This is a genomic window from Actinophytocola glycyrrhizae, assembly GCF_042653545.1.
Lineage (GTDB): Bacteria > Actinomycetota > Actinomycetes > Mycobacteriales > Pseudonocardiaceae > Actinophytocola > Actinophytocola glycyrrhizae.
Genome location: NZ_JBHSIS010000006.1, coordinates 940,482 through 965,559, shown reverse-complemented (window position 1 = coordinate 965,559; position 25,078 = coordinate 940,482). Strand labels below are relative to the sequence as shown.

The 25,078-nt window shown below is 69.1% G+C and carries 25 protein-coding genes, 3 tRNA genes and 1 pseudogene; 14 read left to right on the top strand and 15 right to left on the bottom strand.

The window, feature by feature from the left end; genetic code table 11:
- The first annotated feature begins 115 nt into the window (after window positions 1-115).
- Both ACFPCV_RS15375 and ACFPCV_RS15370 read left to right on the top strand, forming a co-directional pair.
- On the top strand, window positions 116-844 hold the full coding sequence (locus ACFPCV_RS15375; RefSeq protein ID WP_378056944.1) for a DUF3566 domain-containing protein: 729 nt from the start codon (window positions 116-118) through the stop codon (window positions 842-844).
- A gap of 51 nt (window positions 845-895) precedes the next feature.
- Window positions 896-969 (top strand) — tRNA-Ile (locus ACFPCV_RS15370).
- Window positions 970-1,116: 147 nt separating this feature from the next.
- On the opposite strand, the gene ACFPCV_RS15365 is transcribed toward ACFPCV_RS15370, so the two are convergent.
- Window positions 1,117-1,470 carry a hypothetical protein gene (locus ACFPCV_RS15365; RefSeq protein WP_378056805.1) on the bottom strand — a complete coding sequence of 118 codons (354 nt, stop codon included), beginning with the start codon at window positions 1,468-1,470 and terminating at the stop codon, window positions 1,117-1,119.
- 66 nt (window positions 1,471-1,536) lie between these two features.
- Window positions 1,537-1,992, bottom strand: coding sequence for a Panacea domain-containing protein (locus ACFPCV_RS15360; RefSeq protein WP_378056804.1), 456 nt, complete (start codon window positions 1,990-1,992; stop codon window positions 1,537-1,539).
- A 452-nt stretch (window positions 1,993-2,444) separates the two neighbouring features.
- Between ACFPCV_RS15360 and ACFPCV_RS15355 the strand changes: the two are divergent.
- The 3 genes and pseudogenes from ACFPCV_RS15355 to ACFPCV_RS15345 form a co-directional block, all read left to right on the top strand.
- Window positions 2,445-2,555: pseudogene (locus ACFPCV_RS15355) on the top strand (DLW-39 family protein); the annotation flags it as partial.
- Window positions 2,556-2,618: 63 nt separating this feature from the next.
- Window positions 2,619-2,691, top strand: a tRNA-Ala gene (locus ACFPCV_RS15350).
- Window positions 2,692-2,775: 84 nt separating this feature from the next.
- Entirely contained in the window at window positions 2,776-4,068 is a 1,293-nt protein-coding gene (locus tag ACFPCV_RS15345; RefSeq protein ID WP_378056803.1) for a ferredoxin reductase family protein, read from the top strand.
- Here the strand turns inward: ACFPCV_RS15345 and ACFPCV_RS15340 are convergent.
- A complete protein-coding gene (locus ACFPCV_RS15340) occupies window positions 4,065-4,610 on the bottom strand; it encodes a DUF6506 family protein (RefSeq protein ID WP_378056802.1) in 546 nt (181 codons plus the stop codon). The two genes, ACFPCV_RS15345 and ACFPCV_RS15340, sit on opposite strands and share 4 nt — an antisense overlap.
- Before the next feature lie 68 nt (window positions 4,611-4,678).
- Here ACFPCV_RS15340 and ACFPCV_RS15335 point away from each other — a divergent pair, with 68 nt between their 5' ends.
- The gene (locus tag ACFPCV_RS15335) at window positions 4,679-5,215 is read left to right on the top strand and encodes a DUF2020 domain-containing protein (protein WP_378056801.1); all 537 of its coding nucleotides are present in this window, start codon (window positions 4,679-4,681) and stop codon (window positions 5,213-5,215) included.
- A 66-nt stretch (window positions 5,216-5,281) separates the two neighbouring features.
- Here ACFPCV_RS15335 and ACFPCV_RS15330 read toward each other — a convergent pair whose 3' ends face one another.
- Window positions 5,282-5,959 carry a hypothetical protein gene (locus tag ACFPCV_RS15330; RefSeq protein WP_378056800.1) on the bottom strand — a complete coding sequence of 226 codons (678 nt, stop codon included), beginning with the start codon at window positions 5,957-5,959 and terminating at the stop codon, window positions 5,282-5,284.
- An 83-nt stretch (window positions 5,960-6,042) separates the two neighbouring features.
- On the opposite strand from ACFPCV_RS15330, the gene ACFPCV_RS15325 reads away from it, so the two are divergent.
- Window positions 6,043-6,597 (top strand): peptidylprolyl isomerase, encoded by a 555-nt coding sequence (locus ACFPCV_RS15325; RefSeq protein ID WP_378056799.1) that lies wholly within the window; start codon window positions 6,043-6,045, stop codon window positions 6,595-6,597.
- Window positions 6,598-7,521 (top strand): rhomboid family intramembrane serine protease, encoded by a 924-nt coding sequence (locus ACFPCV_RS15320; protein ID WP_378056798.1) that lies wholly within the window; start codon window positions 6,598-6,600, stop codon window positions 7,519-7,521.
- Between the two features lie 164 nt (window positions 7,522-7,685).
- Here ACFPCV_RS15320 and ACFPCV_RS15315 read toward each other — a convergent pair whose 3' ends face one another.
- Window positions 7,686-8,054: a PH domain-containing protein gene (locus ACFPCV_RS15315; protein ID WP_378056797.1), complete on the bottom strand. Its 369-nt coding sequence runs from the start codon at window positions 8,052-8,054 to the stop codon at window positions 7,686-7,688.
- 201 nt (window positions 8,055-8,255) lie between these two features.
- Complete coding sequence (gene crgA, locus ACFPCV_RS15310) at window positions 8,256-8,522, bottom strand: cell division protein CrgA (protein WP_378056796.1); 267 nt, start codon at window positions 8,520-8,522, stop codon at window positions 8,256-8,258.
- A gap of 159 nt (window positions 8,523-8,681) precedes the next feature.
- Here crgA and ACFPCV_RS15305 point away from each other — a divergent pair, with 159 nt between their 5' ends.
- The gene (locus ACFPCV_RS15305) at window positions 8,682-9,572 is read left to right on the top strand and encodes a class E sortase (protein ID WP_378056795.1); all 891 of its coding nucleotides are present in this window, start codon (window positions 8,682-8,684) and stop codon (window positions 9,570-9,572) included.
- Window positions 9,572-9,727 (top strand): hypothetical protein, encoded by a 156-nt coding sequence (locus ACFPCV_RS15300; RefSeq protein ID WP_378056794.1) that lies wholly within the window; start codon window positions 9,572-9,574, stop codon window positions 9,725-9,727. Before ACFPCV_RS15305 ends, ACFPCV_RS15300 begins: the two co-directional genes overlap by 1 nt.
- Here the strand turns inward: ACFPCV_RS15300 and ACFPCV_RS15295 are convergent.
- Complete coding sequence (locus tag ACFPCV_RS15295; protein WP_378056793.1) at window positions 9,714-10,919, bottom strand: APC family permease; 1,206 nt, start codon at window positions 10,917-10,919, stop codon at window positions 9,714-9,716. The genes ACFPCV_RS15300 and ACFPCV_RS15295 overlap by 14 nt on opposite strands.
- 31 nt (window positions 10,920-10,950) lie before the next feature.
- Between ACFPCV_RS15295 and ACFPCV_RS15290 the strand changes: the two genes are divergently transcribed.
- Complete coding sequence (locus tag ACFPCV_RS15290) at window positions 10,951-11,604, top strand: aminodeoxychorismate/anthranilate synthase component II (protein WP_378056792.1); 654 nt, start codon at window positions 10,951-10,953, stop codon at window positions 11,602-11,604.
- A gap of 313 nt (window positions 11,605-11,917) precedes the next feature.
- Here the strand turns inward: ACFPCV_RS15290 and ACFPCV_RS15285 are convergent, their stop codons facing one another.
- The 8 genes from ACFPCV_RS15285 to ACFPCV_RS15250 all read right to left on the bottom strand — a co-directional run bounded on the left by ACFPCV_RS15285 (window position 11,918) and on the right by ACFPCV_RS15250 (window position 22,580).
- The gene (locus tag ACFPCV_RS15285; RefSeq protein WP_378056791.1) at window positions 11,918-12,973 is read right to left on the bottom strand and encodes an NAD(P)/FAD-dependent oxidoreductase; all 1,056 of its coding nucleotides are present in this window, start codon (window positions 12,971-12,973) and stop codon (window positions 11,918-11,920) included.
- Window positions 12,974-12,986: 13 nt separating this feature from the next.
- A complete protein-coding gene (gene pknB / locus ACFPCV_RS15280) occupies window positions 12,987-14,981 on the bottom strand; it encodes a Stk1 family PASTA domain-containing Ser/Thr kinase (RefSeq protein WP_378056790.1) in 1,995 nt (664 codons plus the stop codon).
- 79 nt (window positions 14,982-15,060) lie between these two features.
- Window positions 15,061-16,518, bottom strand: coding sequence for a serine/threonine-protein kinase (locus ACFPCV_RS15275; protein WP_378056789.1), 1,458 nt, complete (start codon window positions 16,516-16,518; stop codon window positions 15,061-15,063).
- A 2-nt stretch (window positions 16,519-16,520) separates the two neighbouring features.
- Window positions 16,521-18,011 carry a penicillin-binding transpeptidase domain-containing protein gene (locus tag ACFPCV_RS15270; protein ID WP_378056788.1) on the bottom strand — a complete coding sequence of 497 codons (1,491 nt, stop codon included), beginning with the start codon at window positions 18,009-18,011 and terminating at the stop codon, window positions 16,521-16,523.
- Window positions 18,008-19,465: an FtsW/RodA/SpoVE family cell cycle protein gene (locus ACFPCV_RS15265; protein WP_378056787.1), complete on the bottom strand. Its 1,458-nt coding sequence runs from the start codon at window positions 19,463-19,465 to the stop codon at window positions 18,008-18,010. Before ACFPCV_RS15265 ends, ACFPCV_RS15270 begins: the two co-directional genes overlap by 4 nt.
- Window positions 19,465-20,898 (bottom strand): PP2C family protein-serine/threonine phosphatase, encoded by a 1,434-nt coding sequence (locus ACFPCV_RS15260; RefSeq protein ID WP_378056786.1) that lies wholly within the window; start codon window positions 20,896-20,898, stop codon window positions 19,465-19,467. The genes ACFPCV_RS15265 and ACFPCV_RS15260 overlap by 1 nt, the downstream gene beginning before the upstream one ends.
- Entirely contained in the window at window positions 20,895-21,353 is a 459-nt protein-coding gene (locus tag ACFPCV_RS15255) for an FHA domain-containing protein FhaB/FipA (RefSeq protein ID WP_378056785.1), read from the bottom strand. Before ACFPCV_RS15255 ends, ACFPCV_RS15260 begins: the two co-directional genes overlap by 4 nt.
- A 57-nt stretch (window positions 21,354-21,410) precedes the next feature.
- Window positions 21,411-22,580, bottom strand: coding sequence for a DUF3662 and FHA domain-containing protein (locus tag ACFPCV_RS15250; RefSeq protein ID WP_378056784.1), 1,170 nt, complete (start codon window positions 22,578-22,580; stop codon window positions 21,411-21,413).
- Between the two features lie 114 nt (window positions 22,581-22,694).
- On the opposite strand from ACFPCV_RS15250, the gene ACFPCV_RS15245 reads away from it, so the two are divergent.
- The 3 genes from ACFPCV_RS15245 (at window position 22,695) to ACFPCV_RS15235 (ending at window position 24,893) form a co-directional block, all read left to right on the top strand.
- Window positions 22,695-22,777: transfer RNA gene (locus tag ACFPCV_RS15245), tRNA-Leu, on the top strand.
- 902 nt (window positions 22,778-23,679) lie between these two features.
- The gene (locus ACFPCV_RS15240) at window positions 23,680-24,246 is read left to right on the top strand and encodes a hypothetical protein (RefSeq protein WP_311771079.1); all 567 of its coding nucleotides are present in this window, start codon (window positions 23,680-23,682) and stop codon (window positions 24,244-24,246) included.
- Window positions 24,243-24,893 carry an SDR family oxidoreductase gene (locus ACFPCV_RS15235; RefSeq protein WP_378056783.1) on the top strand — a complete coding sequence of 217 codons (651 nt, stop codon included), beginning with the start codon at window positions 24,243-24,245 and terminating at the stop codon, window positions 24,891-24,893. Before ACFPCV_RS15240 ends, ACFPCV_RS15235 begins: the two co-directional genes overlap by 4 nt.
- The last annotated feature ends 185 nt before the right edge of the window (window positions 24,894-25,078 follow it).

Sequence of the window (25,078 nt, the reverse complement as noted above, 5' to 3'; positions counted from 1 at the left end):
CCAGGAAGCGGAGACGGAGCACACCTCCGCCATCGCCACCAGCGGCCAGGCCCAGCAGGTCGATCAGACCGGTGGGAACCACGAGGGCAACGGCTCCGCACCGACCACGGCACACGTGGCCGGTGCGGAGGACCTCGAACTGAGCCACGGCACCCCACCACCGTGGCAGCGCGTGGCCAACGACACACAGCCGACCACGCACCAGCCACAGTCCCGCCCGGCAGACCCGCCGGGGGAGAAGACGGTGCAGGTCGAACGTCCGGTGGTCACCGGAAGCGCCGCCAGCCGCCTGTTCGGCGGCCCGGACGCGCCCACCGTCAACGTGCCCCAGACGTTGCCGACCACCCCCGGCACCCCACCGGGCGGCATCCCGTCCGCCGCCCGCACCACGGTCAACCTGGACGCGAGCAACCCGGCCACCGGCCCACTCCGCGTCGGCACGAGCGCCGCCGCCCCGAGCGCACTGCGCAGGCCAGGCCGCGGCCCCCGGAGGGCCAACCTGCAGATCAAGCGCTTCGACCCGTGGTCGGTGCTCAAACTGTCGCTCGTACTCGGCGTCGCACTGTTCTTCGTGTGGCTCGTCGCCGTCGGCATCCTGTACGCCGTCCTCGACGGCATGGGCGTCTGGGACAACCTGAACGGCATCTCCGACGAACTGCTGCAGGGCTCCAGCGAAACCGGCACCCCACTCATCAGCGCGGGCCGCGTCTTCGGCGTCGCCGCCATCATCGGCGCCGTCAACATCGTGCTCTTCAGCGCACTGTCCACAGTCGGCGCGTTCATCTACAACGTGTCCGCCGACCTGGCCGGCGGCCTGGAGGTCACCCTCGCTGAACGGGAGTGATACCCGTTTGAGAGCCCCAAAACGGGTGCGGTAAGGTTTTCCTCGCACCAGGGGCCTATAGCTCAGGCGGTTAGAGCACTTCGCTGATAACGAAGGGGTCGGAGGTTCAAGTCCTCCTAGGCCCACCGCAGACCAGGGCCGGTTCCCACGCAGGGGACCGGCCCTGAGTCTTTAACCGGACTCTATGAGTCAGCTTGCTCGTGCATCGATCACGGTGGCCAACGGCGAACGCCGCGGTACCGGCGGAACACTTGACCAACCGCTTTGATCGGCTACGAGCCGTGGTCGTAGAGGTCACCGAACTTGGGCTCAAGCCAGATGACGTGGAACGTGTCGAGGATCCGAACCCCCGCCATGGGCAGGAGCCCGTTGTACCTGAAGACCATGAAGCGTTCCTGATCTTGAAACCGCGCAGGGATCGGTGCACGGAGTTGTTGCTTGGGCATCAGCTCGAAGCCAAGACCATGTCGGCGTTCTGACTTGAGCTCCCGCCACTTCTTCGTGCACCTGACCTGCAACGCAGCAGCGAACGATGCGCGGGCACGATCGTCGAGCAGGCTCGGAACGTCGAAGCCTTGCTGGATGTGAGCCAGGCAGAACTTCGGCGTCATGTCGTCGTAGTCCACCTTGGGTTGAGCGACCGGGAGAGTTTCAGAACTCCGCTTCGGCTTCTTACCTCGACTCACGTCTGGCTACCGTCTCACCGACTTGAAGTACTGCTGCAGCTCGCTCTTCGGGATGACTACTGAACGGTGTCCGCTGAAGTGGTCCTTCCACGGGCGTTCGTCGTGCGTCATGTTCCGAAGCCGCCAGGCCGCATAGCCGCCGTAGGTGTTCCACACCTTGCTCAGAAACTCTGCGGTCTCCTCGTCGACCTCGTCGAAGACGAAGGGATCGTCCGGTTCCAGCGTCACGTCGTGGGAGCCGTAGTGCTTGAACTCGTGGTAGACGGCCGGAACCACCGGTCCGTGAGACCAAGCTTGGATCTCTTCCCCGAACAGGGGCGTCCCTGTAGCCGCAAGGTGGTGGCCCTGCGCGTAGTACAAGAGCTTCTGCAGCTTCAGGTTGGAGAGATCAGCTCCTTCTTCTTCCTCAGCCCATGCGATGAACCACTTCGCGATAGTCATCGCGTTGTACTCGGCGCTCACGTTTCCTCCCCTCGGCCAGCGATCATCGGGTTGTCCACAGGCCCACCCACAGTCAACAAGCACTTACCCACAATCTATCCACAGCATCTCACCTACGGTGGTGAGCGTTACCTGACTTGGGCGCGCATCGCTCCAGTTGCTCAGTCGAGTGCGGATGGGGGCCGCGAGCGCCGCAACCAGTCTATCGAACAATTGTTCTATCGAGGTGTCCTCGAACGGGTGACGCTGAACTTCCCATCAAGAGAAACCCCACGTATCCGTCGGGCAGCAGCGGCACGAAACTGCTCGGCGTGGTTGCGGGGTTGCACTTTGTGATTGTTCGAATGGGTCTACGGGTGTTGGGAGTCCTCTCCTCCTGTGGGGTGGGGGTTGTGGCAGACTTGTGGGGCCTCACGCGGGATCGACAGGGGTCGCGGGTGGTAGTTGAGCTTTTGCCGAAGGAGGCAATGAACGTGAAGAAGCTTCTCGCTCTGGTGGCTGTCGCTGGCACCGTGCTCTTTGTGGTGCGCCGGAACAAGTCAGCCAAGGCGCAGGACGAACTCTGGCGTGAGGCCACCGCGCCCGCCGGCAAGTAGGCCTGAGCCGCCGCTGCCGGCTGTTCGTGCGTGGGCCCCGCCCGCGCGCCCGGGGACGTAGCTCAATTGGCAGAGCACTGCCTTTGCAAGGCAGGGGTTAGGGGTTCGATTCCCCTCGTCTCCACGAAGATCAGCAAAGGTCGTGCCCGGGTCTGAACCTTTCCCGGCTTTCCCGCGTGTCACCAGGTGACACAGGACGGGAGTCGCGATGGCCGTGCGGGCACGTTGGGTGATGTGGGCGTTCGTCGTCGTCAACGTCCTGATCGTCGAGGTGCTGTTCCTCACCGCGGGGGCGGGGAAGAACAGCGTGCTCACGGTCGCCAAGTTCTTCGGGCTGCACGCGGCACTGCTCCTGATCTTCCAACTGCTGCTGGTCGCGCGGCTGCCGTGGCTGGACCGGCGCATCGGGATGGACCGGCTCACCAGCTGGCACCGGTGGGTCGGGTTCGGGTTGTTCTGGACGATCCTGTGCCACGCGTTCGTGGTCGTGCTCGGCTACGCGGTGCTCGGCGACGCGTCGATGGCGAGCACGTTCCTCGCGCTCGCCGGGGTGCCGGCCTCGCTGCTCGGCATGACGGCGGCCGCGCTGGTCGTCGTGGTCGCCGCGGTCTCGACCCGCGCGGTGCGGCGACGGTTGCGGTACGAGACCTGGCACGCGCTGCACATGCTGGTGTACCTCGTCCTGGCCCTCACCTTCGTGCACCAGCTGCTCGAGACGACCACCTTCACGTCCTCGGCGCTCGCGTTCGCGTACTGGTGGGCGCTGTGGCTGGGCGCCGTCGCGGCGCTGCTGGCCGGGCGGGTCGTCCTGCCGGTGCTGCGCAACGCCCGGCATCGGTTCCGGGTCGAGGCGGTCGTGCCGGAGGCCGGCAACGTGGTGTCCGTGTACGTCACCGGTCGGCGGCTCGACCGGCTCCCCGTGCGGGCCGGCCAGTTCTTCGTGTGGCGGTTCCCCGGGCACCACTCGTGGTGGCGCGCCAACCCGTTCTCGCTGTCGGCCGCACCCCGAGGGCATTCGCTGCGGCTCACGGCCAAGGCGGTCGGAGACACCAGTGCCGGCCTGCGGCACCTGCCGGTCGGCAGCCGGGTGTTCCTCGAAGGACCCTACGGGGCGTTCACCGCGGCGCACCGGACCTGCCACGGGGTGCTGCTGGTCGCGGGCGGCGTCGGCATCACACCCATCCGCGCGCTGCTGGAGGACATGACCGGCGACATCGTCGTCCTCTACCGCGTGCGGGACGAACGGGACGCGGTGCTGCTCGGTGAGGTGCGGTCGCTCGTCGCGTCCAGGGGCGGCAGGCTGCACCTGCTCACCGGCCGCACGACCGACGGCGCCCGGCCGTTCACCCCGGACGGGCTCCGCTCGCTGGTACCCGACACCACCCAGCGCGACGTCTACGTGTGCGGACCCGCCGCCATGACCGCCACCGTGCTGGCGAGCCTCAGGGAGATCGGCGTGCCGGAGCGCCAGCTGCACTCCGAACGTTTCGCGCTCGCCTAGCTGACCGCGGCCTCGAAGCGGGCGCGGTAGGCCGCCGCTGCCGGGAGGGACTCGAAGCCGAACAACACGGTCGCGACCGGCACGTCCACCACCGCGCGCACCGCCGCCGCGGGCACCGGTCCCATGCCGCCGCACAACTCGACCCGCGTCGCGCCCTCCGCGACCAGCCTCGCCGCCACCCCGGGTGTGTCGCCGGTCGACGGGACCGCCATCACTGTCGTCGAACCGAAGCGCCACCGGTGCCTCTCCGGGTCGGCAGCGGGGTCCTCGAACAGCACCACCGGCGCAGGTGACGGGCCGAGGTCCCCGGCGAAGCCCACGGGCACGCCCGGCGCCGCCGCCACCACGGCCGCCGCCGCGTCGATGCCCAGTCCGCCGTACAGCTCGACCAGGTCCCACCCACCGGCCGCGGCCGCCGCGGCCTCGTCCGCCGACGTCACCGGCACGATGGCCGTCGTCGACAGGTCGTCCTCGTGCACGACCCGCGCCGCGGGCTCTGGCACCAGCACCAGGAACAGGTTCCGGAACATCGTGACCCCCAAGCTGTCACCGCCATTCAATACCAAGCCGCGGCACCGCCCGGGAACTCGTGTGGTTGACTCTCCGGCCTATGAAACGCGTCCTCCTGCTCGGCCCCCTGCTGCTGGTCGCGCTCACCGCGTGCGCAGAGGAGCCCATCAACGGCCCGACCGTGGCCACCAGCCAGCCGACCGAGACGATCACCGGCGCGGCCGACGTGGCGGTCCCGCCCGAGCCGCAGCCGACCGCGGACGGGCCGTGCCCGTACCTCGACGAGGCCTACGTCGAGGAGACCAACGGGCAGCGCGTGTCCAAGGTGCAGACCTCGGCCGACGAGCCCCCCGCGTGCTTCTTCTACCGGCCGGATGGCAACGTGCAGCTGAGCGTCCGCGTGTACACCGGCGAGGCGCCGGTCGCGCAGGCACTGGTCGACGCCGCGGCGCCGGTCGAGAGCTCGAACCCGGCGGAGCTGACGGGTGGCTGGCAGGGCGGTGCGGAGTCGTCCGAGTCGGGTGCCGTGTACGCGGTCGCCAAGGAGGCCACCGCGGTCGTCGTGACCACCAACCAGGGGCAGACCATCAAGGCCAAGCAGGTCGCGCAGGAGACGATCTCCGCGCTCGGACTCTGACCCGGCACGAAGACACGACCCGAAGGGCCCGCTGGCACGTGACCGGCGGGCCCTTCGGTGTGATCGCTAGTTCTTCGCGGACGAGGACGTCTGCGTCTGGCCGTTGCGCTGGCCGTTCGTGGCAGCGTCCGCCTTCTGCGTCTCCGGCTTGGCCGGCGCGTCCTGGCGGGGCTCCGGCACGGCCTCCTGCCGCTCCGCCGCCTTGCCGCGCAGCACGTACGCGACACCGCCCGCCACGATCGCGAGCAGCATCACCTTCGGCCAGCGCCGCTTGCGCTTCGGCTGGTCGGAGGCCGCGTCCCGGGCACGCGCCTTGAGGTTCGTCGCCTCCGTCCTGACCTGCGACCTCAGCTTCTTGGCATCCGCCTTGGCCTGCTTGGCCGACTTGCGTGCCCGCTTGCCCGGCTTGCTCTTGGCGGCGTCCTTGCGTGCCTGCTTGGCGGCCTTCGCCAGGTCCTTGCGCGTGTGCTTGGCCGTCTTCGCCAGCTTGCGCCGTGCGCGACGGGTGGTCTTGGCGACCTCCTGGCGTGCGACCTCGGCACCTTCCGCGATTGCCTCCGCGACCTGGCGGGGCGCGAACCCGCGCTCCGTCAGCTTGCGGTCCGCGGCCTGTGTGGCCCGTGCCGTGGCCTCCGCACCGGCGAGCCCGGCTCGTTTCGCGTTGTGGCGCGCCGAGCGCCAGCCGGAGCCGACGGCCTTGCCGACCGTCTCTCCGGCCCGGTTCATGGCCTTCATATCGTCCATAGTCTGCTCCAGGGTGGCTTATCGGACACTCACCATCCTGCCCCTTCCGGAGCGATCCTGCTTGTGGATGGCACGATGACCGGGTGGCAGACAGCAACGAGTCCCTCGTCGGCGTGAAGGTTTCGGCAACCCTGCACACCTCGAAGGGCGACATCCGGATCAACCTTTTCCCTGATCACGCCCCCAAAACCGTGTCGAACTTCGTCGGCCTGGCAGAGGGCACCAAGGAGTACAGCCCGCGCAACGCCAAGGGCGAGACCACGGGCCCGTTCTACGACGGCATGATCTTCCACCGCGTCATCGACGGCTTCATGATCCAGACCGGTGACCCGACCGGCACCGGCCGCGGCGGCCCCGGCTACGAGTTCAAGGACGAGTTCTCCCCTGAGCTCCAGTTCAACAAGCCGTACCTGCTCGGCATGGCCAACCCCGGCCGCCGGGACGCGAACGGCTCGCAGTTCTTCGTCACGGTGGTGCCCACGACGTGGCTGAACTTCAAGCACACGATCTTCGGTGAGGTCGCCGACCAGGAGTCGCGCAACGTCGTGGACACGATCGCGACGGCGAAGACCGGTCCCCAGGACAAGCCGCTGGAGGACATCGTGGTGGAGCGGGTCAGCGTCGAACGCGAGGGCTGAGTGTCCGTAAACAGGCAGCCGGACCTGCCGGCCTGCGTACGACATCCGGACCGGCCGACCGGGCTGCGCTGCGTGCGGTGCGAACGGCCGGCCTGTCCGGACTGCCTGCGTGAGGCGTCCGTCGGCTACCAGTGCGTCGACTGCGTGGCAGAGGGCAACAAGTCGATCCGTCCCGCCAGGACCACCGGCGGGGCGCGGACCACCGGCCGTGCGCGCTCGCTGTTCGTCGTGCCGGTGCTCATCGGGCTCAATGTGCTGATCTTCGCGATCACCGCGCTGCAGGCCGGGAGCATCGTCGAGAACCAGCGCTCCGAGCTGTTCCTGCAGGGCACGCTGATTCCCAGCACGGTCGCGGGCGGCGAGTTCTGGCGCCTGCTGACCTCCGGGTTCCTGCACTTCGGCAACTACGGCGGCTACGGCCCGGTCCACCTGGTCTTCAACATGTTCGCCCTGTGGGTGATCGGCCGGGACCTCGAGGTGGCGCTGGGCAGGCTGCGGTTCCTGGTCGTCTACCTGCTCGCGCTCTTCGGCGGGTCGGCCGCGGTCATGCTGTTCGGTGAACCGACGGGCATGGTGGCCGGTGCGTCCGGCGCCATCTACGGCCTGTTCGGCGGCATCGCGGTCGTCGTGTTCCGCAAGAAGCTGAACCCGACACCGGTGCTGATGCTGCTGGGCATCAACATCTTCCTGAGCATCGCCCTGCCGGGCATCTCGCTGCTCGGCCACCTCGGCGGGCTGGTCATCGGCGCGCTCGCGACGGCCGCGCTGGTGTACGCGCCCCGGCAGAACCTCGTGCGGTTCCAGACGGTCGCGTGCGCCGCGATCGCCGTGCTGCTGGTGGCCGTGCTGGTGACGAGTGTCGCCACCAGCGACCTGCGCTGCGAACTCGTGTCCGCCGAGCTGCTGAACTGCTTCCCGGCCTAGCTAGTGTCCCGCGCCGGAAATGCGGTGCGTAAGTCGGTGGATCCAGGTTTCTGCTGGCAAGGCGCCGATCCTCCCTCGTACCGGGTTGTACTTGGGTGGATCGGCAACGCCGCCAGCAGGAAGCTGGGCCGCCGAATTATGTGCCGGATTTCCGGCGCGGGGCACTAGGTCCGGAGCTTCAGCAGCTCCTCGACGACGTCCTCGGGGTCGGTGCCGAGATCCAGCCTGCCCAGCACCACCAGGGCGGGCGGCTCGGCGTTCTCCGCGTCGACCTCCAGCGTGGCCGCGTCACGGCCGAGGCGACGCGTGCGGACCAGCCGCACGTTCACCTCGGCCCACGGCCAGCTGCGTGCACCGGTCAGCCCGCGGACCGTGAGTCCGTTCTGGTCCGCGGCCAGCCGGGGCCGCGCGACCGAGGTGTACACCCCGGCGAACGCCAGCAGCAGCGCGACCACCCCGAGCAACACCCGACCGGGTGGGTCCGGGTTGAACACCGCCCACGCACCGGCCGCCACGGCCAATGCCCAGGTCACGACCACGACCGAGGGCTGAGGAGACCACGTTTTGGCTGATGGCGGGGCCACGGACGACGTCACGCTCCGAATCCACGAATGCGGTCAACCAGAGTTATCCACAGCAGTTGTCCACACTGGGGATGACTTACACCCTTGTGGTTCAATCACGCTGCGCTGAACGGGTGCACCGCGGCCAACCGACGGTAGAGCGGCAGCCGGTCAGCGCCACCGCATCGTCATCAGGAGCCCGCCGATCATCAGCGCGAAGCCGATCGCGAAGTTCCAGTTGCCGAGGTCGGCCATGAAGGGAATGCTCTCCCCGGCGATGTAGTTGACCACCAGCCAGGCCAGCCCGAGCACCATCACACCGAGCATGACCCCGACGTAGAGCGGGTGGGACGGACCCGCCGACTTCACCTTCACCGGAGTGCGGCGATCGGTGGGTGGCGTGTAGACCGCCTTCTTGCGGACCTTGGACTTGGGCATCGGAGTCCTCACTGGCGTGTAGCTTTGGGCGCGTCAGTGTTGTGCCTGAACCTCACGCGCGCCTCAAGCGTAGGAACCGGCACGAACACCACTCTGCAACACGTTAACGTAGCCGAGGGCTTCGGCGAACCCATAGGTCGGGGACCGAGAGGAGCGCGCGTGGGCACCGTGGAGCACATCGGCCGTGGTGCGGGTCGTATCTCCGGCGACCTGGGCGATCTCGTCCCGTCGCCGCGTCCCCGCGCCCGCCCGCCCGCACCGCCGAGGAAGGACCCGGTCCGCACGGCGGTGCGCACGTTCGGCGAGGTCCTGATCACACTGGGGCTCGTGGTCCTGCTGTTCGTGGTCTACGAGGTGTATTGGACCGACGTCGTCTCGGCGGGCAAGCAGCGGACCGCGACGTCCGCGCTCGACGACAAGTGGAAGCAGGAGCGCGAGGAGCACTTCACCGGCCTCGGCGAGGGCGACGGCTTCGCGAAGATGTACATCCCCGCGTTCGGCGCCGACTACCAGTTCACGATCGTCGAGGGCACCACGCCCGAGAGCCTGGAGATCGGGCCGGGTCACTACACGCAGACCGCGTACCCCGGGCAGACCGGCAACTTCTCGGTCGCGGGCCACCGGGTCGGCAAGGGTGCGCCGTTCAACGACATCAACCTGATCAACTCGTGCGACGCGCTCGTCGTGGAGACCGCCGACAACTGGTTCGTCTACCGCGCGCTGCCCCAGGAGGAGGAGAAGGCGGGCTGGGCGGAGGGCAAGGGCAAGGAGGCGCACTGCAAGGGTGTCTCGGTCCTCGGCGGCCCGTACGAGAACGTGGTCGGGCAGCAGATCGTGCCGCCGACCGACGGGTCCGTCATCGCGCCGGTGCCGGGTTCGGACGTGGTGCCGAGCGCGGGTGAGCAGGCCGCGTTGATGACGCTGACGACCTGTCACCCCCGGTTCTCGGACAAGGAGCGCCTGATCGTGCACTCGGTGCTGGTCAAGCAGTGGCAGAAGGACCCGGCCAAGCCGGACTGGACGCCGCCGGAGCTGAAGGAGACCGCCTGATGTACGGGTGGATCTGGCGCCACCTGCCGGGACCGTTCGCCGTGCGGCTGGTGCTCGCGCTGGCGCTCGCCGTCGGTGTCGTCGCGCTGCTGATGTTCGTGGTGTTCCCGTGGGCGGAGCCGCTGCTGCCGTTCAACAACGTCACGACGCAGTGAGCGCGCGGCCGGCCAGCCCGACCGCGAACACGGCCAGGCCGACGAGGACGGAGCCTGTTGGCAGCGTGGCCGCGAGGAGCAGGCAGCCGACGACACCGACGATGTTGAGTGTCTTCGGCCGGCGGCGGTCCGTGCCGGTCTGGGTGGCGGCCGACAGGTTGGCGATCGCGTAGTAGACGAGCACGCCGAAGGACGAGAAACCGATCACCGCGCGGAGGTCGGTGGTCAGCACCAGCACGCACACGACCGCGCCGACGGCCAGTTCCGCCCGGTGCGGCACGGCGAAGCGCGGGTGCACGGTGGCGAGCCAGTGGGGCAGGTCGTGCTCGCGTGCCATGGCGAGGGTGGTGCGTCCCACGCCCGCGATCAACGCGAGCAGCGCGCCGAGACTGGCGGCCGCGGCACCTGCCGTCACGACCGCCGACCACTCCGGAACGGCGGTCGCCAGTGGGGTGGTGGTCTGGGAAAGTCGTTGCGCGCCAAGGGTGTGCAGCAAGGTGAGGCCGAGCGCGAGGTAGAGCAGCAACGCGCAGGCGAGTGCGCCGAGGATCGCGCGGGGGATGGTCCTCCCCGGGTCGCGTACCTCCTCGCCGAGGGTCGCGACTCGGGCGTACCCGGCGAACGCGAAGAAGAGCAGACCGGCCGCCTGCAACACCTCCAGCGGACCGACCGGTCCGGGCGCCTCGGGGTCCGCCGCTGGTCCGTCCACAAGCGACAGTGCGATCACCAGTGCCAGCACCAGAAGCACGAAGACGAGCAGTGCCTTGGTGACGAACGCGGTGCGGGTGATCCCCAGCAGGTTCACCCCGACCAGCACCACGACCGCCGCCACGGCGACCGGTCTCGCCGCTCCCGGCGCGACGTGGGTGGCGAACGTCAGCGCCATCGCCGCGCAGCTGGCGGTCTTCCCGACGACGAAACCCCACCCCGCGGTGAAACCCCACCAGGGGCCCAGCCGTTCCCGGCCGTACACGTAGGTGCCGCCGGAGGACGGGAAGGCGGCCGCCAGCTGGGCAGAGGCCACCGCGTTGCAGTACGCGACGAAACCGGCGACCAGGATCGCGACCGGCAACCAGCCGCCGGCACTGGCCGCGGCGGGGGCGAACACGGCGAACACCCCGGCGCCGAGCATCGACCCCAGGCCGATGGCGGTGGCGTCGAGGGTGCCCAGGCGGCGGGCCAGACCGGTCACGAACGTCTCCCGGGGCAGTATCGTCTGCGGTATGCGCGTGCTGGTGGTCGACAACTACGACAGCTTCGTCTACAACCTGGTCCAGTACCTGGCCCAGCTGGGAACGGAGTGTGTCGTACTGCGCAACGACGCTCCCGAGCTTGCGTCGCCCTCGGTTCTCGACGATGTCGACGCGGTTCTGCTGAGCCCGGGGCCCAGCACTCCGGAGCGGGCCGGAGCCAGCATCGACGTGGTGCGCTGGTGCGCCGCCGCTGGCCGGCCGCTGCTGGGGGTCTGCCTCGGTCACCAGGCGATCGGGGTCGCCTACGGCGGGACCGTCGACCGGGCGCCCGAGCTGTTGCACGGGAAGACCAGTCAGGTGCATCACAAGGGGGTCGGTGTGCTGGCCGGGCTGCCCGACCCGTTCACCGCCACGCGGTACCACTCGTTGACCGTGCTGCCGGAGACCGTGCCCGCCGAGTTCGAGGTGACCGGGACCACGGACTCCGGGGTCGTGATGGCGATGCGGCACCGGGAGCTGCCGATCGAGGGCGTCCAGTTCCATCCCGAGTCCGTGCTGACCGAGGGCGGCCACCGGATGTTGGCCAACTGGCTGACCGCCGCCGGCTTCGAGGCACCCGAGGAGCGCGTCCGAGACCTGGAAAACGCAATGCGAACCCTGTCCGAAGCCGCCACCCACCCCTAACCCACCCCCACGAGCCCCCCGCGAGTCCCCGCTGTAAACCCGCGAGTCCCCCGTTCAGGACTCGCGAGTCCCCGGTTCGGAACCCGCGAGTCCCCGGTTCAGGACCGGCGAGTCCCCGGTTCAGGACCGGCGAGTTGTCCGTTCCGGTTCACGAGGTTGCCGCTCCGCGGCGAGCGCGCGCACTCCACCGGTTTCGCGGAGGCTCACGAATCTTCGACTCATGGGTTCCGAACGGGGAACTCACGGGTTCCGAACGGGGAACTCGCGAGTCCTGAACGGGGAACTCGCGAGTCCTGAACGGGGAACTCGCGGGTTATTCTGGGTGGGGGGTTTTCGGGGTGAGGTTGTTTACGGCCGCGTTTGCCAGGGTTTGGCCGATGGCGGGGGCGTGTTTGAAGAGGTTCGCGCCCCAGATCACCGTTACCGGGCCCGTCGTCGACACGTGTACCCCGTCGCCGAGGCTGGTCGGGGTGTCGCAGTAGACCTCTTCGACTATCTCGTCGTCCACGCCGACCAGTGCGTCGTGGACGTAGGTCAGCGCCAGTTCGCGGGAGTGGCCGACGACCTCTTCGCGGCCGCGTTCCCACAGCTCCAGCTCCGGCGGGAGGTTCAGGCCCACCGCCCACAGGCCAGGGCCTGCCATGTGCTGGTAGCTGGTCACCCCGTCGCGCCAGGACGCGGTCTCGTCTATCCAGCACGGTGGGGACTGGTCCGGGTCCTTCAGGCGGAACGTGAACCGGACGTGGTGGGACAGCTGGGTCGGCAGGTACAGGTCCACCTGTGCCGCGAGATCCGTCGAACCTTTCCCCGCCGCGACCACCACGTGGTCGACCTCGTGCACGCCGTTCGAGCCGTGCAGTTCGACCCAGTCGTCGTGGGGCGCGATCCGGTGGATGTGTTCCCGGCGGATCCGGTTGCCGATCGCGGCGCGCAGGAACCGGCCGGTCGCCGGGGCGTCGATCACCGCACCTGCCGGGTCGATCAGTGCCGGGCCCGGCAGCGCTTCGACCGGCAGGCCCAGTTCGGCCGTGTCCAGGTCGTCGTCGTCGATGAATGTGTGGTCCGCGCCCGCTTTCTCCATCGCGTCGGCCCAGTCCTCGGCTTTCGGGCCGGTCAGGACCATCCGTTGCTGGTTGAGCAGCCGGTTGCCCGCGCGGTGTGTCCAGTCGGCCCAGAGGCCTGCCGCCGCCGCCGCGTACGCGACCAGGCCCGGATCGCCGTGTGCCAGGCGGAAGATCCGGGAGCTGCCCGCCGAGCGGGCGGCCATCGCGGCGCCGGTCTCGTACACGGTCACCTCGGCGCCGTGCCGCAGAAGCGCGTACGCCGTCGACAGGCCGACCACACCGGCCCCGACGACGGCGGTACGCATCTGCATCAGCGGATCAGCGCCCTCCACCGATCCCGGGCTTGCCGACGATGATGCCCACGTCCTCGTCCTTGTCGATCTTCGAGTTCGGGGACTGTTCCTGGTTGATGATCCGTTCGAACTCGGCCGGGTTCTGGGTGTCCTCCTCGACGACGTTGAAGCTGCCGGTCCACCCCTGCTGCCGCAGGAGCTGTTCGGCGTCGTCCTCGGTCAGCCCGGACAGGTTCGGCACCGTGATCTTGTCGTTCTCCTGCTGGTCGCCGTTCGACACCACCAGCGTGATCTCGGTGCCCGGCTCGTGCTCGCCGCCCTTGGGGTCCTGGTCGATCACCTGGTTGGCGGGCTTGTCGGACGACTCCTCCTCGCGGATCACGGTGAACCCGAGGCTCTCGAGGTTGCCCTTCGCGGTGTCGAAGTCCTGGCCGATCAGGTCCGGCACGGAGCTGGTCTCCTTGGCCTTGCCGACCGTCACCTTGATCGCGGTGCCCTTGTCGACCTGCGTGCCGCTCGGCGGGTCCTGGGCGATGATCTTCCCGACCTGGGCGTCGTCGTCGACCTCTTCCTCGTCGATCGTCGGGTTGAGGGTCAGGCCGAGCGGCTCGAGCACGGTCCTGGCCTCTTCCGGCGTCTTGCCGCTCAGCTCCGGCACCGCCTGCTTCGGCGCCGCGCGGCCGACGCGGATGACGACCGTGTCGGACCTGCTGACCTTCGTGCCGGCCGCCGGGTTGGTCTCCACGACCTTGCCGATGTTGTCCGGGCCGCACTGGCCCGGCTGGTTGGTCGGCGTCGGCTGGCAGACGAGGTCGTCGATGCGCACCTCGAAGCCGCGGCCCTCCAGCTCGGCGCGGGCGTCGATCTCCACCTGGCCGACCACGTCCGGCACGGCCACCTGGTCGGACACGGGCTCGTCGCCGAACGCGGTGCTCATCAGCCAGATCAGCACCGCGACCAGCGCGACACCGAGCACGGTCAGGAGCGCGATCAGCCAGCCCTTGCGGCGCTGGCGTCTGCGCTCCTCCTCGTCGTCCTCGTACGGGTCGTAGTCGTCGGGGTCCTCGGCGAGTGCCGCGGGCCGGTGCCTGCCACGCTGCTGCGGCGGCGCGGCGGGCCTGCCCTGCGACAGGATCGTGGTGCGGTCCTCGTCGGTCATCACCATCGGTGCGAGCGGCCGCTGTCCGGACAGCACGCGGACCAGGTCGGTGCGCATCTCGGCGGCCGACTGGTAGCGGTTCGGGGCGCCCTTCGACATCGCCTTCAGCACGATCGCGTCCAGCGCCGGGTTGACCCTCGGGTTCAGCGCGGACGGCGGCTTCGGGTCCTCCCGCACGTGCTGGTAGGCGACCGCGACCGGCGAGTCACCCGTGAACGGCGGCTCGCCCGTGAGCAGCTCGAACAGCACACAGCCGGCCGCGTACACGTCGCTTCGCGCGTCGACCTGCTCGCCGCGGGCCTGCTCGGGGGACAGGTACTGGGCGGTCCCTATCACGGCGGCCGTCTGGGTGACCGCGGCCTGGCCGTCGTGGATGGCGCGGGCGATGCCGAAGTCCATCACCTTGACCGCGCCGGTCTTGGTGATCATCACGTTGGCCGGCTTGACGTCGCGGTGGATGATGCCGTGCCGGTGCGAGAAGTCCAGCGCGGCGCAGACGTCGGCCATGATCTCCATGGCGCGCTGACCGGGGAGCGGGCCTTCGGTCTTCACGATGTCGCGCAGCGTCCGGCCGTCCACGTACTCCATGACGATGTACGGCAGCGGGCCGTGCTCGACCCTGGTCTCGCCGGTGTCGTACACGGCGACGATGGCCGGGTGGTTCAGCGCGGCCGCGTTCTGGGCCTCCCGCCGGAACCGCTCCTGGAACTGCGGGTCGCGAGCGAGGTCCTGACGCAGCACCTTCACCGCGACGTCCCGCCCGAGACGGACGTCGCGACCCTTGTGCACCTCGGACATGCCGCCGTAGCCCAGCGTGTCGCCGAGCTCGTAGCGGTTCGAGAGCAGTCTCGGTGTGGTCATCGGTCTTTCGTCTCGATCCTCGTCGGGTGTGCGCCGCTCGCGCCCATGATGCCTGTCCGGTACCGGTGAACGCCGTAAGTCATCGCGGCGGTTCCTCATCTTCATCGCAGCGCACGGCCACGTCCGTCTCCACCGGGATGCGTCCTTCCGGTGCCACCTCGGTCACGGTGCACCGGCTCATGTCCTCTGGCGGTTCCCCGAACTGGTTCGTCACCGCCGGGACCAGGCCTGCCTTCTCCAGGGTGTCGGAGGCGAAATTCGCCGGCCGGCCGACGAACCGCGACTCGTCGACCTCCACGTACTTGTTCTTGGTCGGGATACCGGTCATCGGCGGGTTGCCGGGGGCATCTTCGCCGCTGTCCTCGTCGTCGTTGACAGGGTTCTCGTTGTCGCCGGTCGGTGCCGAGGTGCTCTCCGGCGTCGACCTGCCGTCGGTGTCCCGATCGGCGCCGAGCAACGATGCCACGCCGAGCACGGCGAGCACCAGAAGTACCACACCGAGGACGACGAGCAGGGCCCAGAGCCCGGCCCTGCTCCTGCGTGGCCGCGGCGGTGGGCCCATCTGGAACGAACCCGTGCCCTGCGTCGGGCGCGGTGTGCTCGGCGGGCCGACCGGCAGCATGCCGGGGTTGCTGGCACCCGGCGCGCCTGCGTACTGCGCGACCCGGCCCGACGGCGCGGGCAGTGGGTGACCGGCGCGGACCGCGGCCACCGCGGCCGCGAACTCGCCGCCGCTGGAGTACCGCTGCGCCGGGTCCTTGACCAGCGTGGCCTCGATCACCGCGCGGGCGTACATCGGCACGTCGGGCGGCAGCGGCGGCGGCGCGTCGCGGATGTGCATCATCGCGACCGTCACCGCGTTCTCCGACAGGAACGGCCGGTGCCCGGTGAGGCACTCGTAGCCGACCACCGCGAGCGAGTACACGTCGCTGGCCGGCGACGCCTCGTGCCCGAGCGCCTGCTCCGGCGCGATGTAGTGGGCGGTGCCCATGACCATGCCGGACCTGGTCACCGGTGCCGCGTCCGCCGCCTTCGCGATGCCGAAGTCGGTCAGCTTCACCACGATCCGGCCGTCCGCGGCCGGGGTCACCATGATGTTGCCCGGCTTGACGTCCCGGTGGACGTAGCCGCGTTCGTGGGCCGCCTGCAGCGCGTTGCCCGCCTGCTCCAGGATCTCGAGGGTGTACTCGGCGGAGAGCCGCCGGTCCTTCGCGAGGATCGCGGCGAGCGGGTCGCCCTCGACCAGCTCCATGACCAGGTAGGCGGTGTCCTTCGGGCCGTCGACGATCGCGGCGGTCTCGCCGTAGTCGTGGACGGCGGCGATGCCGGGGTGGTTCAGCGACGCGGTCGTGCGGGCCTCGGTGCGGAAACGGTGCAGGAACTCGGCGTCGCCGCACAGCTCCGGCTTGAGCACCTTGATGGCGACGAGCCGGTCCAGCCGCGTGTCGGCCGCCTCCCACACCTCGCCCATGCCGCCGACGGCGATGCGTTTCGCGAGCCGGTAACGGTCGGCCAGGAGCTGCCCTGACGTCAGCATGCTCAGTTCCCCCCGACCAGCGCGTTGATCGTCGCCCGCCCGACCGCGGCGGACAGCTTGCCGCCGGTCGCGGCGACGTCCTTGCTTTCTACCACCACGGCGACCGCGATCTGGGGGTTATCGGCAGGCGCGAACGCCACGTACCACGCGAACGGGGGGGCGTTCTTCGGGTCGACGCCGGTCTCGGCGGTGCCGGTCTTCGACGCGATGGTCAGGTCGTCGCGCTTGCCGTTGCCACCGGTGTTCTCCTCCGACTTGATCATCATGTCGCGCAGCTCGGCCGCGTCGTCGCCGGACATGGCCTCGCCGAGGGACTCCTCGTCGTACCCGGAGATCTCGTCGAGGTCCGGCGCGAGGATCCGCTGCACGAGCTGGGGCCGCATCCGCTCGCCGCCGTTGGCGATGGCCGCCGCGATCGACGCGTTCTCCAGCGCGGTCAGCCGGACGTCCTTCTGGCCGATGCCCGACTGGAACAGCGCGGACCGGCCGTCGATGTCCATGCACTGGCCGGCGGGCCCGATGCAGGACGGCACCACCGACATCGGGATCTGCAGGTCGGTCTCACCGATGCCGAACTTCGCGGACTGGTCCCGCAGCTTGTCCTCGCCGAGCTGGTCGGCCATCTGCGCGAACGCCGTGTTGCACGAGTTCTGCAGCGCGGACTCCAGCGTGCCGGTGCCGCACTCGCCGCGGCTGTAGTTCGCGAGGCAGGTGTTCTCGTCGGTGTCGCAGTTCGTGTCGCCGTCGATCACGTCGATGCCGGGCGCGGTCGTCACCTGGCTGTCCTTGTCCATGCCGTCCGCGAGCCCGGCCGCGGCGGTGACCAGCTTGAACGTCGAGCCCGGCGCGTAGTTCTCCCGGATGGCCCGGTTCAGCATCGGCTTGGCCTCGGTCTGGTAGCTGTCCCACGCCTTCTGCTGTGCCTCGCCGTCCTGGCTCGCGAGCCCGTTCGGGTCGTAGGAGGGCGTGGACACCATCGCGAGGATCTGGCCGTCGTCCGGCCTGATCGCGACCACGGCGCCGGTGAAGCCGTTGGCCGTCATCGCGTCGTAGGCGGCCTGCTGGACCTTCGAGTTGACCGTGGTGACGATGTTGCCGCCGCGCGGGTCGCGGCCGGTGATCAGGTCGGACAGCCTGCGCACGAACAGCCGGTCGTCGGAGCCGTTGAGGATCTCGTCCTCGGCGTTCTCCAGGCCGGTCGCGCCGTAGCGCACCGAGTAGTAGCCGGTGACCGGCGCGTACACCGGGCCGTTGAGGTAGGTCCGCTGATACTGCAGGCGCCCGGACGTCGACTTGACGTTGGCGATGATCTGGTCGTCGGAGGTGAGGATCTTGCCGCGCTGCCGCGCGTACTCCTCGAGCAGTACCCGCTGGTTGCGCGGGTCCGTGCGGTAGTCGTCGGCCTTCACGATCTGGATGTACGTGGCGTTGGCCAGCAGCAGCACGATCATCGCGAGCATGGCGAGGCCGACACGGCGCAGCGGGGTGTTCATTGGGGCCGCTCCACCATGACCGTGTGTGCCTCCGCGATCGGCGCCTGGTTCACCGGCTTGGGCTTCTGCCCGGTCTGCGGCCGCCTGGCCGCGTCCGAGATCCGCAGCAGCAACGCCACCAGGACGTAGTTGGCGAGCAGCGACGAGCCACCCGCGGACAGGAACGGCGCGGTGATACCCGTCAGCGGGATCAGTTTGGTCACCCCGCCGACGACCACGAACACCTGCATGATGAGCGCGAACGACAGGCCACCGCCGAGCAGCTTGCCGAACGTGTCGCGCACCGCGACCGCGCTCCGCATGCCGCGCATCGCCAGCAGCATGTACACGAGCAGCAGCGCGGCGAGCCCGATGAAACCGAGCTCCTCGCCGATGGCCGCGGTGATGAAGTCGCTGTTCGCGAACGGCACGATGTCGGGCCGCCCGGCGCCGAGACCGGTGCCCGCGATGCCGCCGGTGCCGAGCCCGAACAGCGCCTGGACGATCTGGTACCCGCCTTCGTCCGGGTCGGCGAACGGGTCGAGCCAGGCCTGGACCCGCACCTGCACGTGGCCGAACAGCTGGTAGGCGATCAGGCAGCCGATGACGAACAGCGAGAGCCCGACGCCGATCCAGATGGCGCGCTCGGTCGCCACGTAGAGCATCACGAGCACGGTGCCGAAGAACAGCAGCGAGGTGCCGAGGTCCTTCTCCGCGACCAGGACCATCACCGAGACGCCCCAGCAGAACAGGATCGGGCCCAGGTCACGTGCGCGCGGCAGGTCGACGCCGAGCACGCGCCTGCCCGCCGCGATGAACAGGTCGCGTTTGGAGACCAGGAACGCGGCGAAGAAGATCAGCAACATGATCTTCGCGAACTCGCCGGGCTGGATCGACAGGATGCCCAGCCGCAGCCAGATCTTCGCGCCGTTGATCGTCGGTGCGATCACGCTCGGCAGTACCGCGGGCAGCGCCAGCAGGACCAGCCCGACCAGGCCGAACGTGTAGCCGTAGCGGGTGAGCGTGCGGTGGTCCTTGATCACGCGGAGCACCGCGAGGAACATCGTCACGGCGATCGCGGTCCACAGGATCTGCTTGGGGACCGCGTTCTCCCACTCGGACTCCGTCTGCAGCGCCGCCTCGGCCTTGGCCAGGTCGATGCGGTAGATCATGACCAGGCCGATGCCGTTGAGCAGCGCGACGCACGGCAGGATCAGCGGGTCGGCGTAGGGCGCCCACTTGCGGACCGCGACGTGCGCGATGCCGAACAGGGCGAGGTAGGCGAGGCCGTACCAGACGATGCGCAGCGTCAGCGCCTCGTTCTGGTTGGCTTCGACCAGCATCAGCGCGGCCGTCACGAGCCCGGCGGCGAAGGCCAGCATGGACAGTTCGGTGCCGCGCCGGGTCGGTGCGGTCGTGCCTTGCGCGTCGCCGGACTGTCCCGCCAGCAACCCCGCCGAGCCCGGCTGTGCCATCAGCCGCCGCCCTCACGGGGTTCGCGGCAGTTCACGCCCGGTTTCGGCTCGACCTGGGTGTCCGAGGCCTCGCTCGTTGTCTCGCCCGTTGTGGTCGTGGGGTTCGTGCCCGTCGGCTGACCGGGCGTGGTGGTCTGCCGGGGTGCCGGGGTGGTCGTCTGCCCCTGCGCCCGCTCCTGCTGCTTCTGCAGCGTCTCGCACGGTGGCAGCGGGTACTTCGTGCGCAGATCGCGGATGAACTCGCGGGCGTCGGGGATGTTGTCGAAGCTCTCGGTGCTCTCGCGAACCGTGTCGCGGCCGAGCTCCTTGAGGTCGTCGACGTAGAACTTGGGGCAGGACGGCACGGTCGGGTCGCACGAGCCCTGCACCTGACGGTTCAGGGAGACGCCGAAGATGCTGCCGCGCACACCCTGGAAGATCGCGATCTCGCCGTCGTCGGCCTCACCGACGAAGTACTGCTTGTTCACCACCACCCACGTGGCCACCCCACCGCCCGCGAGCAACAGCAGCACCACGAACACCAGCGCGAACACGCGGAAGCGTTTGCGGCGCCTTGCCTTCGGGTCCGGTGGCGGTGGTGGTGGCGGCGCCACCGGCTTCGGGATCTCCCGGGGACCGGTGATCGCGCTGGCCCGGGCCGCGGGGGAGTCCCCCGGCTGGCCCTGGTCCTGGCCGTTGCCGGCCGCGCCGCCGACGATCGGGGCGTCCTCACCGAAGTCGATGTCCACGACGTCGGCGATGATCACCGTCACGTTGTCGGGCCCGCCGCCCTTCAGCGCGAGCTCGATCATCCGGTCGGCGCACGCCTGCGCGTCCGGGATCTTGATCGTGTCGGCGAGGGTCTCGTGGCTGACCACACCGGAAAGGCCGTCGGAGCACAGCAGGTAGCGGTCGCCCGCCCGTGCCTCCCGGATCGTCAGGTTCGGCTCGACCTCGTGGCCGGTCAAGGCCTTCAGCAGCAGTGAACGCTGCGGGTGGGTCGCCGCCTCGTCCTCGGTGATGCGGCCCTCGTCGATCAACGACTGGACGAACGTGTCGTCGTGCGTGATCTGCGCGAACTGCCCGTTGCGCATGAGGTAGGCCCGCGAGTCGCCGATGTGCACGAGGCCGATCCGGCTGCCCGCGAAGAGGATCGCGGTCAGCGTCGTGCCCATGCCGTCGAGCTCTGGATCACTGGCCACCAGCTCGGCGATGGCGCCGTTGCCGGCCTGGGTCGCCTCCCGGAGCTTGCCGAGGAGGTCCTCACCCGGCTCGTCGTCGTCGAGGGGGGCCAGCGCGGCGATGACGACCTTGCTGGCCACCTCACCTGCCGCGTGTCCGCCCATCCCGTCGGCGAGGGAGAGCAGGCGAGGGCCCGCGTACACGGAGTCCTGGTTGTTCGAACGCACCAGGCCCCGGTCGCTGCGGGCAGCATAGCGAAGGACGAGGGTCATGACCGTAGCTCGATCACCGTCTTGCCGATTCGGATCGGGACCCCGAGGGGCACCCGGAGGGGTGCCGTGACCTTAGCCCGGTCCAGGTAAGTGCCGTTCGTCGAGCCCAGATCTTCCACGTACCAGTCCGTTCCGCGCAAAGAGATCCGCGCATGGCGGGTAGACGCGAAGTCGTCGTCCAGCACCAGCGTCGAGTCGTCCGCGCGGCCGATCATGATCGGCCTGCCGTCCAGTGAGATGCGGGTGCCCGCGAGCGCCCCATGGGTCACCACCATCTGACGGGGCGCCTTGCCCCGGGTCTTCTTGGCGGCCGAACGACGGAAACCGGGAACAGCGACCCGGATACCGGCTGCCGCGTACAGGTCGGAACGAACCACCCGTAACGCGGCCAGCACGAACAACCAGAGCAGGGCAAGGAACCCTGCTCTGGTCAGCTGCACAACCAGCTCTGGCACCTGTAGCGAACGCTCCCGCCTTGAGGGGATAGGTGAGACCGCCCGGTCTAGACCGTGTCAGCCCTGAGTACGAAACACCAACGAGGAGTGACCGATGCGGATCACGTCACCGTCGGCCAGCTGCCAGGTCTGCACCGGGGTGCCGTTCACCGTAGTGCCATTGGTCGAACCGAGGTCCGCCAGAGTCGCCGACTGGCCGTCCCACGTGATTTCCAGGTGTCGCCGCGACACACCGGTGTCCGGCAGCCGGAAGTCCGCGTCCTGGCCGCGGCCGACCACGTTGCCGCCCTGCTTCAGGGAGTAGGTGCGGTTCGAACCGTCGTCCAGCTGCAGGCTCGCGTTCAGCTGGCGCGGGCCGGTCTGCACGGCGGGCGGCGCGTAGCCCTGCTGGGCGTACGGGTCGCCACCACCCTGGCCGTAACCCTGCTGGCCGTAACCCTGCTGCTGGCCATAGCCCTGGTCGTAACCCTGCTGGCCGTAACCCTGGTCATAGCCCTGCTGGCCGTAGCCCTGCTGCTGTTGGCCGTAACCCTGGTCGTAGCCCTGCTGCTGTTGGCCATAGCCCTGGTCGTAACCCTGCTGGCCGTAGCCCTGCTGCTGCTGGCCGTAACCCTGGTCGTAGCCCTGCTGCTGTTGGCCATAGCCCTGGTCGTAGCCCTGCTGTTGGCCGTAACCCTGGTCGTAGCCCTGCTGCTGCCCGTAGCCCTGGCCTTGCTGGCCATAGCCGTACTGCTGTCCGTAAGGATCGCCCTCGGGCGGTTGGCCGTAGCCGGGAGGCTGGCTCATGGATCGGTCTCCTGCGTTGCGGGGTTGTGCCGACCGTGCGTCCCCGGGTGCCCTGGCCGGAGCCTTGACGTCCGGGTCGACAGTCGAGCGTATTCGGAACTGTCCGGTGTGCAGCGCGTCGGAGCGCTCCAGGGAGACTACGACGTCACCGTATGTGTCCCACTGCTGCTCCGCGAGATACTCCTCGACACAGTCCGCGAGCAGCGCGGTGGTGCGGTCGGCCTCCCCGGCGAAGTTGCCGAAGTCCTGCTCACCCAGTTGCACTATGTAGTGGTTGGGTGCCAGGAGCCGGCCGCCAGCCAGCTCGCGGAGGTTGACCTCACCTTCACGCAGCAGTGCCTGTGCCAGCTCCTGGGGCACCACACTGCCACCGAACACACGCGCGAAGGTGTTGCCCACGGCGTTCTCCAACTTGCGGTTCAGCCGCTGCCCGATGCCCATGGGTCCCTCCTCTCGCGTGTGCTCCTCGTTCGATCGTATCCGGCTCCGGCCCCAAGGACAGGGCGATGTGCAAACGAGCTTGAGGACCCTGTAGGCTTCGGCGCACACCACTCGGGGCGAGTGGCGGAATGGCAGACGCGCACGGTTCAGGTCCGTGTGTCCGAAAGGACGTGAGGGTTCAACTCCCTCCTCGCCCACGACCGATGGCCGACGTGTGCCTGCGGAGAGCGCAGGCCTTGTCGGCCGTCTTTGTTTTGGGGGGCCGAGCCCCCCACGCCCCCCACGGTGCGGTTCGTTCTGAACCAGCTGGGTTGCGTTCGTCACGTTGTCGTTGGCTGCCTCCTTGGCCGCTTCCTGTCGAGGGTGGTCGAGGGTGTGTGTTGCTCTCGATTGTATTTGAGTTCGCAACGGATCTGCCCGTTCGCTGGGGTCTCTCGGCGACCGCTCCGCGCGCCCGGCCCGTCCCTCGTCTGGTTCTGCCGTCTTCGTCTTTCTTTGCCGGGCGCTCTTCGGTCGTCCGTGCCGCCTTCTCTGTGAGGGCTCCCGGTGTCTTGGTCCTCCGGTTCCGGAGCCTTCCTTTGTCGTATCCCGGACGCGTTCTTGCTGGTGGTCTGGACCTCCCTTTGGTTTGTGACCCGCCGGGATTGGTGGCGGGTTTTTCCGGTCGAACTTCCGGGGCTTTCCGGTGGTGGTCAGGATTTTCGGCGCGGGTCCGGGAGTCGAGTGTGGACGGCGGGCTGCCGGGGGCCGGTGTTGATCTTCTTGCTGGTGAGGGGTGGCGCGTGCAAATTGCCTGGCGCAACTTTGCGTGTTGCCCTCAGTTCAACCGCCCGGCCTAGGACTCACCCAGACGGCGGCATCGTCGGGCAGAAGTCCTAATGCCAGTCGTCGACCGGTCACCGACAGCTCGGCGCCGTCGGTCGCAGGAGGGTCGTTTCCGTCTGCGGTTGGCAGGGGCGGGGAAGGTAGGACAGTGAGGTAACCAAAAACGCCGCGCTTGGCAGGGGATGGCGAAGCCGACGGCACGGCGGTAGTGGAGAGGGCTGGGTTCGTGACGGGCATACCAGGACGCACGGCGGTTTCGGACAACCTGACGGCGGTGCCATCGCCGCTCGTCCCCCCCGTCGAGCTTCCCGCCAAGGCGGACGAGCTGGCGGCAGCCGCGGCTCGTGATCTCGGGTGGCAGGGCATCGTCCTCCCCGAGATGAAGCTGCTCGGTCGGCGCATTTCCCTCGTCGCGCAGCTGATGCCCGACGCACACGCCGAGCGCATCTGCCTCGGTCAGGCCCCCGAGGTCGACCGGGCGACGGTCGCCACCTGGGTGTGGCCGGAGTTCAACGGGCGCGTGCCCGCTCCCGCCGTGCGGATCGTCGGCGCGATCGCCGTCGCCCGGCACTGGCGGACCGGGCTGATCAACGCCGTGCCGTTCCTGCGGTACTGCGACGCCGCGATGGTGCTGCCGATGTCGGTCGTCATCACGAACGACTACCTCGTCAACTGCCTGCCGAGGGCACGTGCCTACGGCGTGGCCATCGCGTCGGCCTCGCCGGGGCCCGAGGTCCGGATGGACCTCCCCGGCCGTGCCGACCGCGTGCCCGCCGACGTCGACGGCACCCACCGCTGGCTCGGTGAGCTGGCCTACGAGCAGATCCTCGCCGCCGCGTGAGGGTTGTGATCGCGGGTGGTCACGGCCAGATCGCCCTTCGGCTGACCAGGTTGCTCGCCGAGCGCGGGGACACCGCCGTCGGCATCGTCCGGAACCCCGACCACGTCGGTGACGTGCGGGAAGCCGGCGGCGACGCGGTCGTCATCGACCTCGAACGGGCCGCCGTCGATGAGGTGGCCGGCGCCCTTACCGGGGCCGACGCCGTCGTCTTCGCCGCGGGCGCGGGACCGGGCAGTGGCGTCGCACGCAAGGACACCGTCGACCGGGCCGCGTCCGTGTTGTTCGCCGACGCGGCCGAATCGGCGTCGGTGCGGCGGTACCTGCAGGTCAGCGCCATGGGCCTGGACCGCGCGGAGGACCCGTCGCTGGACGAGGTGTTCGCCGTCTACCTGCGTGCGAAGGACGCCGCGGACCAGGACGTCATGGCCCGCAGCGGCCTCGACTGGACCATCCTGCGGCCAGGGCGCCTCACCAACGATCCCGCCACCGGCACGGTCACGCTCGCCGAGCACGTCCAGCCCGGCGCGGTCACCAGGGACGACGTCGCCGCCGTGCTCGTCGCCCTCCTCGACCGGCCGGACACCGCGGGCCGCGTCTACGAGCTGGTCGGCGGCGACACCCCGATCGCTGCCGCGCTAGACGATTGATTCCGTGAAGATCATGTGAAGTGGCTTGGCGTACGGACCCGGCATCAGGGCCGATGCCGTGAAAGGCGTGTTCACAGCAAATGAGTGCCGTCAATGGGCCATTCAGGGCGCCCAGCGCCCTGAACGCGCCTTTCAGGGCATTACCACGTCGTCAACGCGGCACCAAACCCCCGGGCGCTACGCGC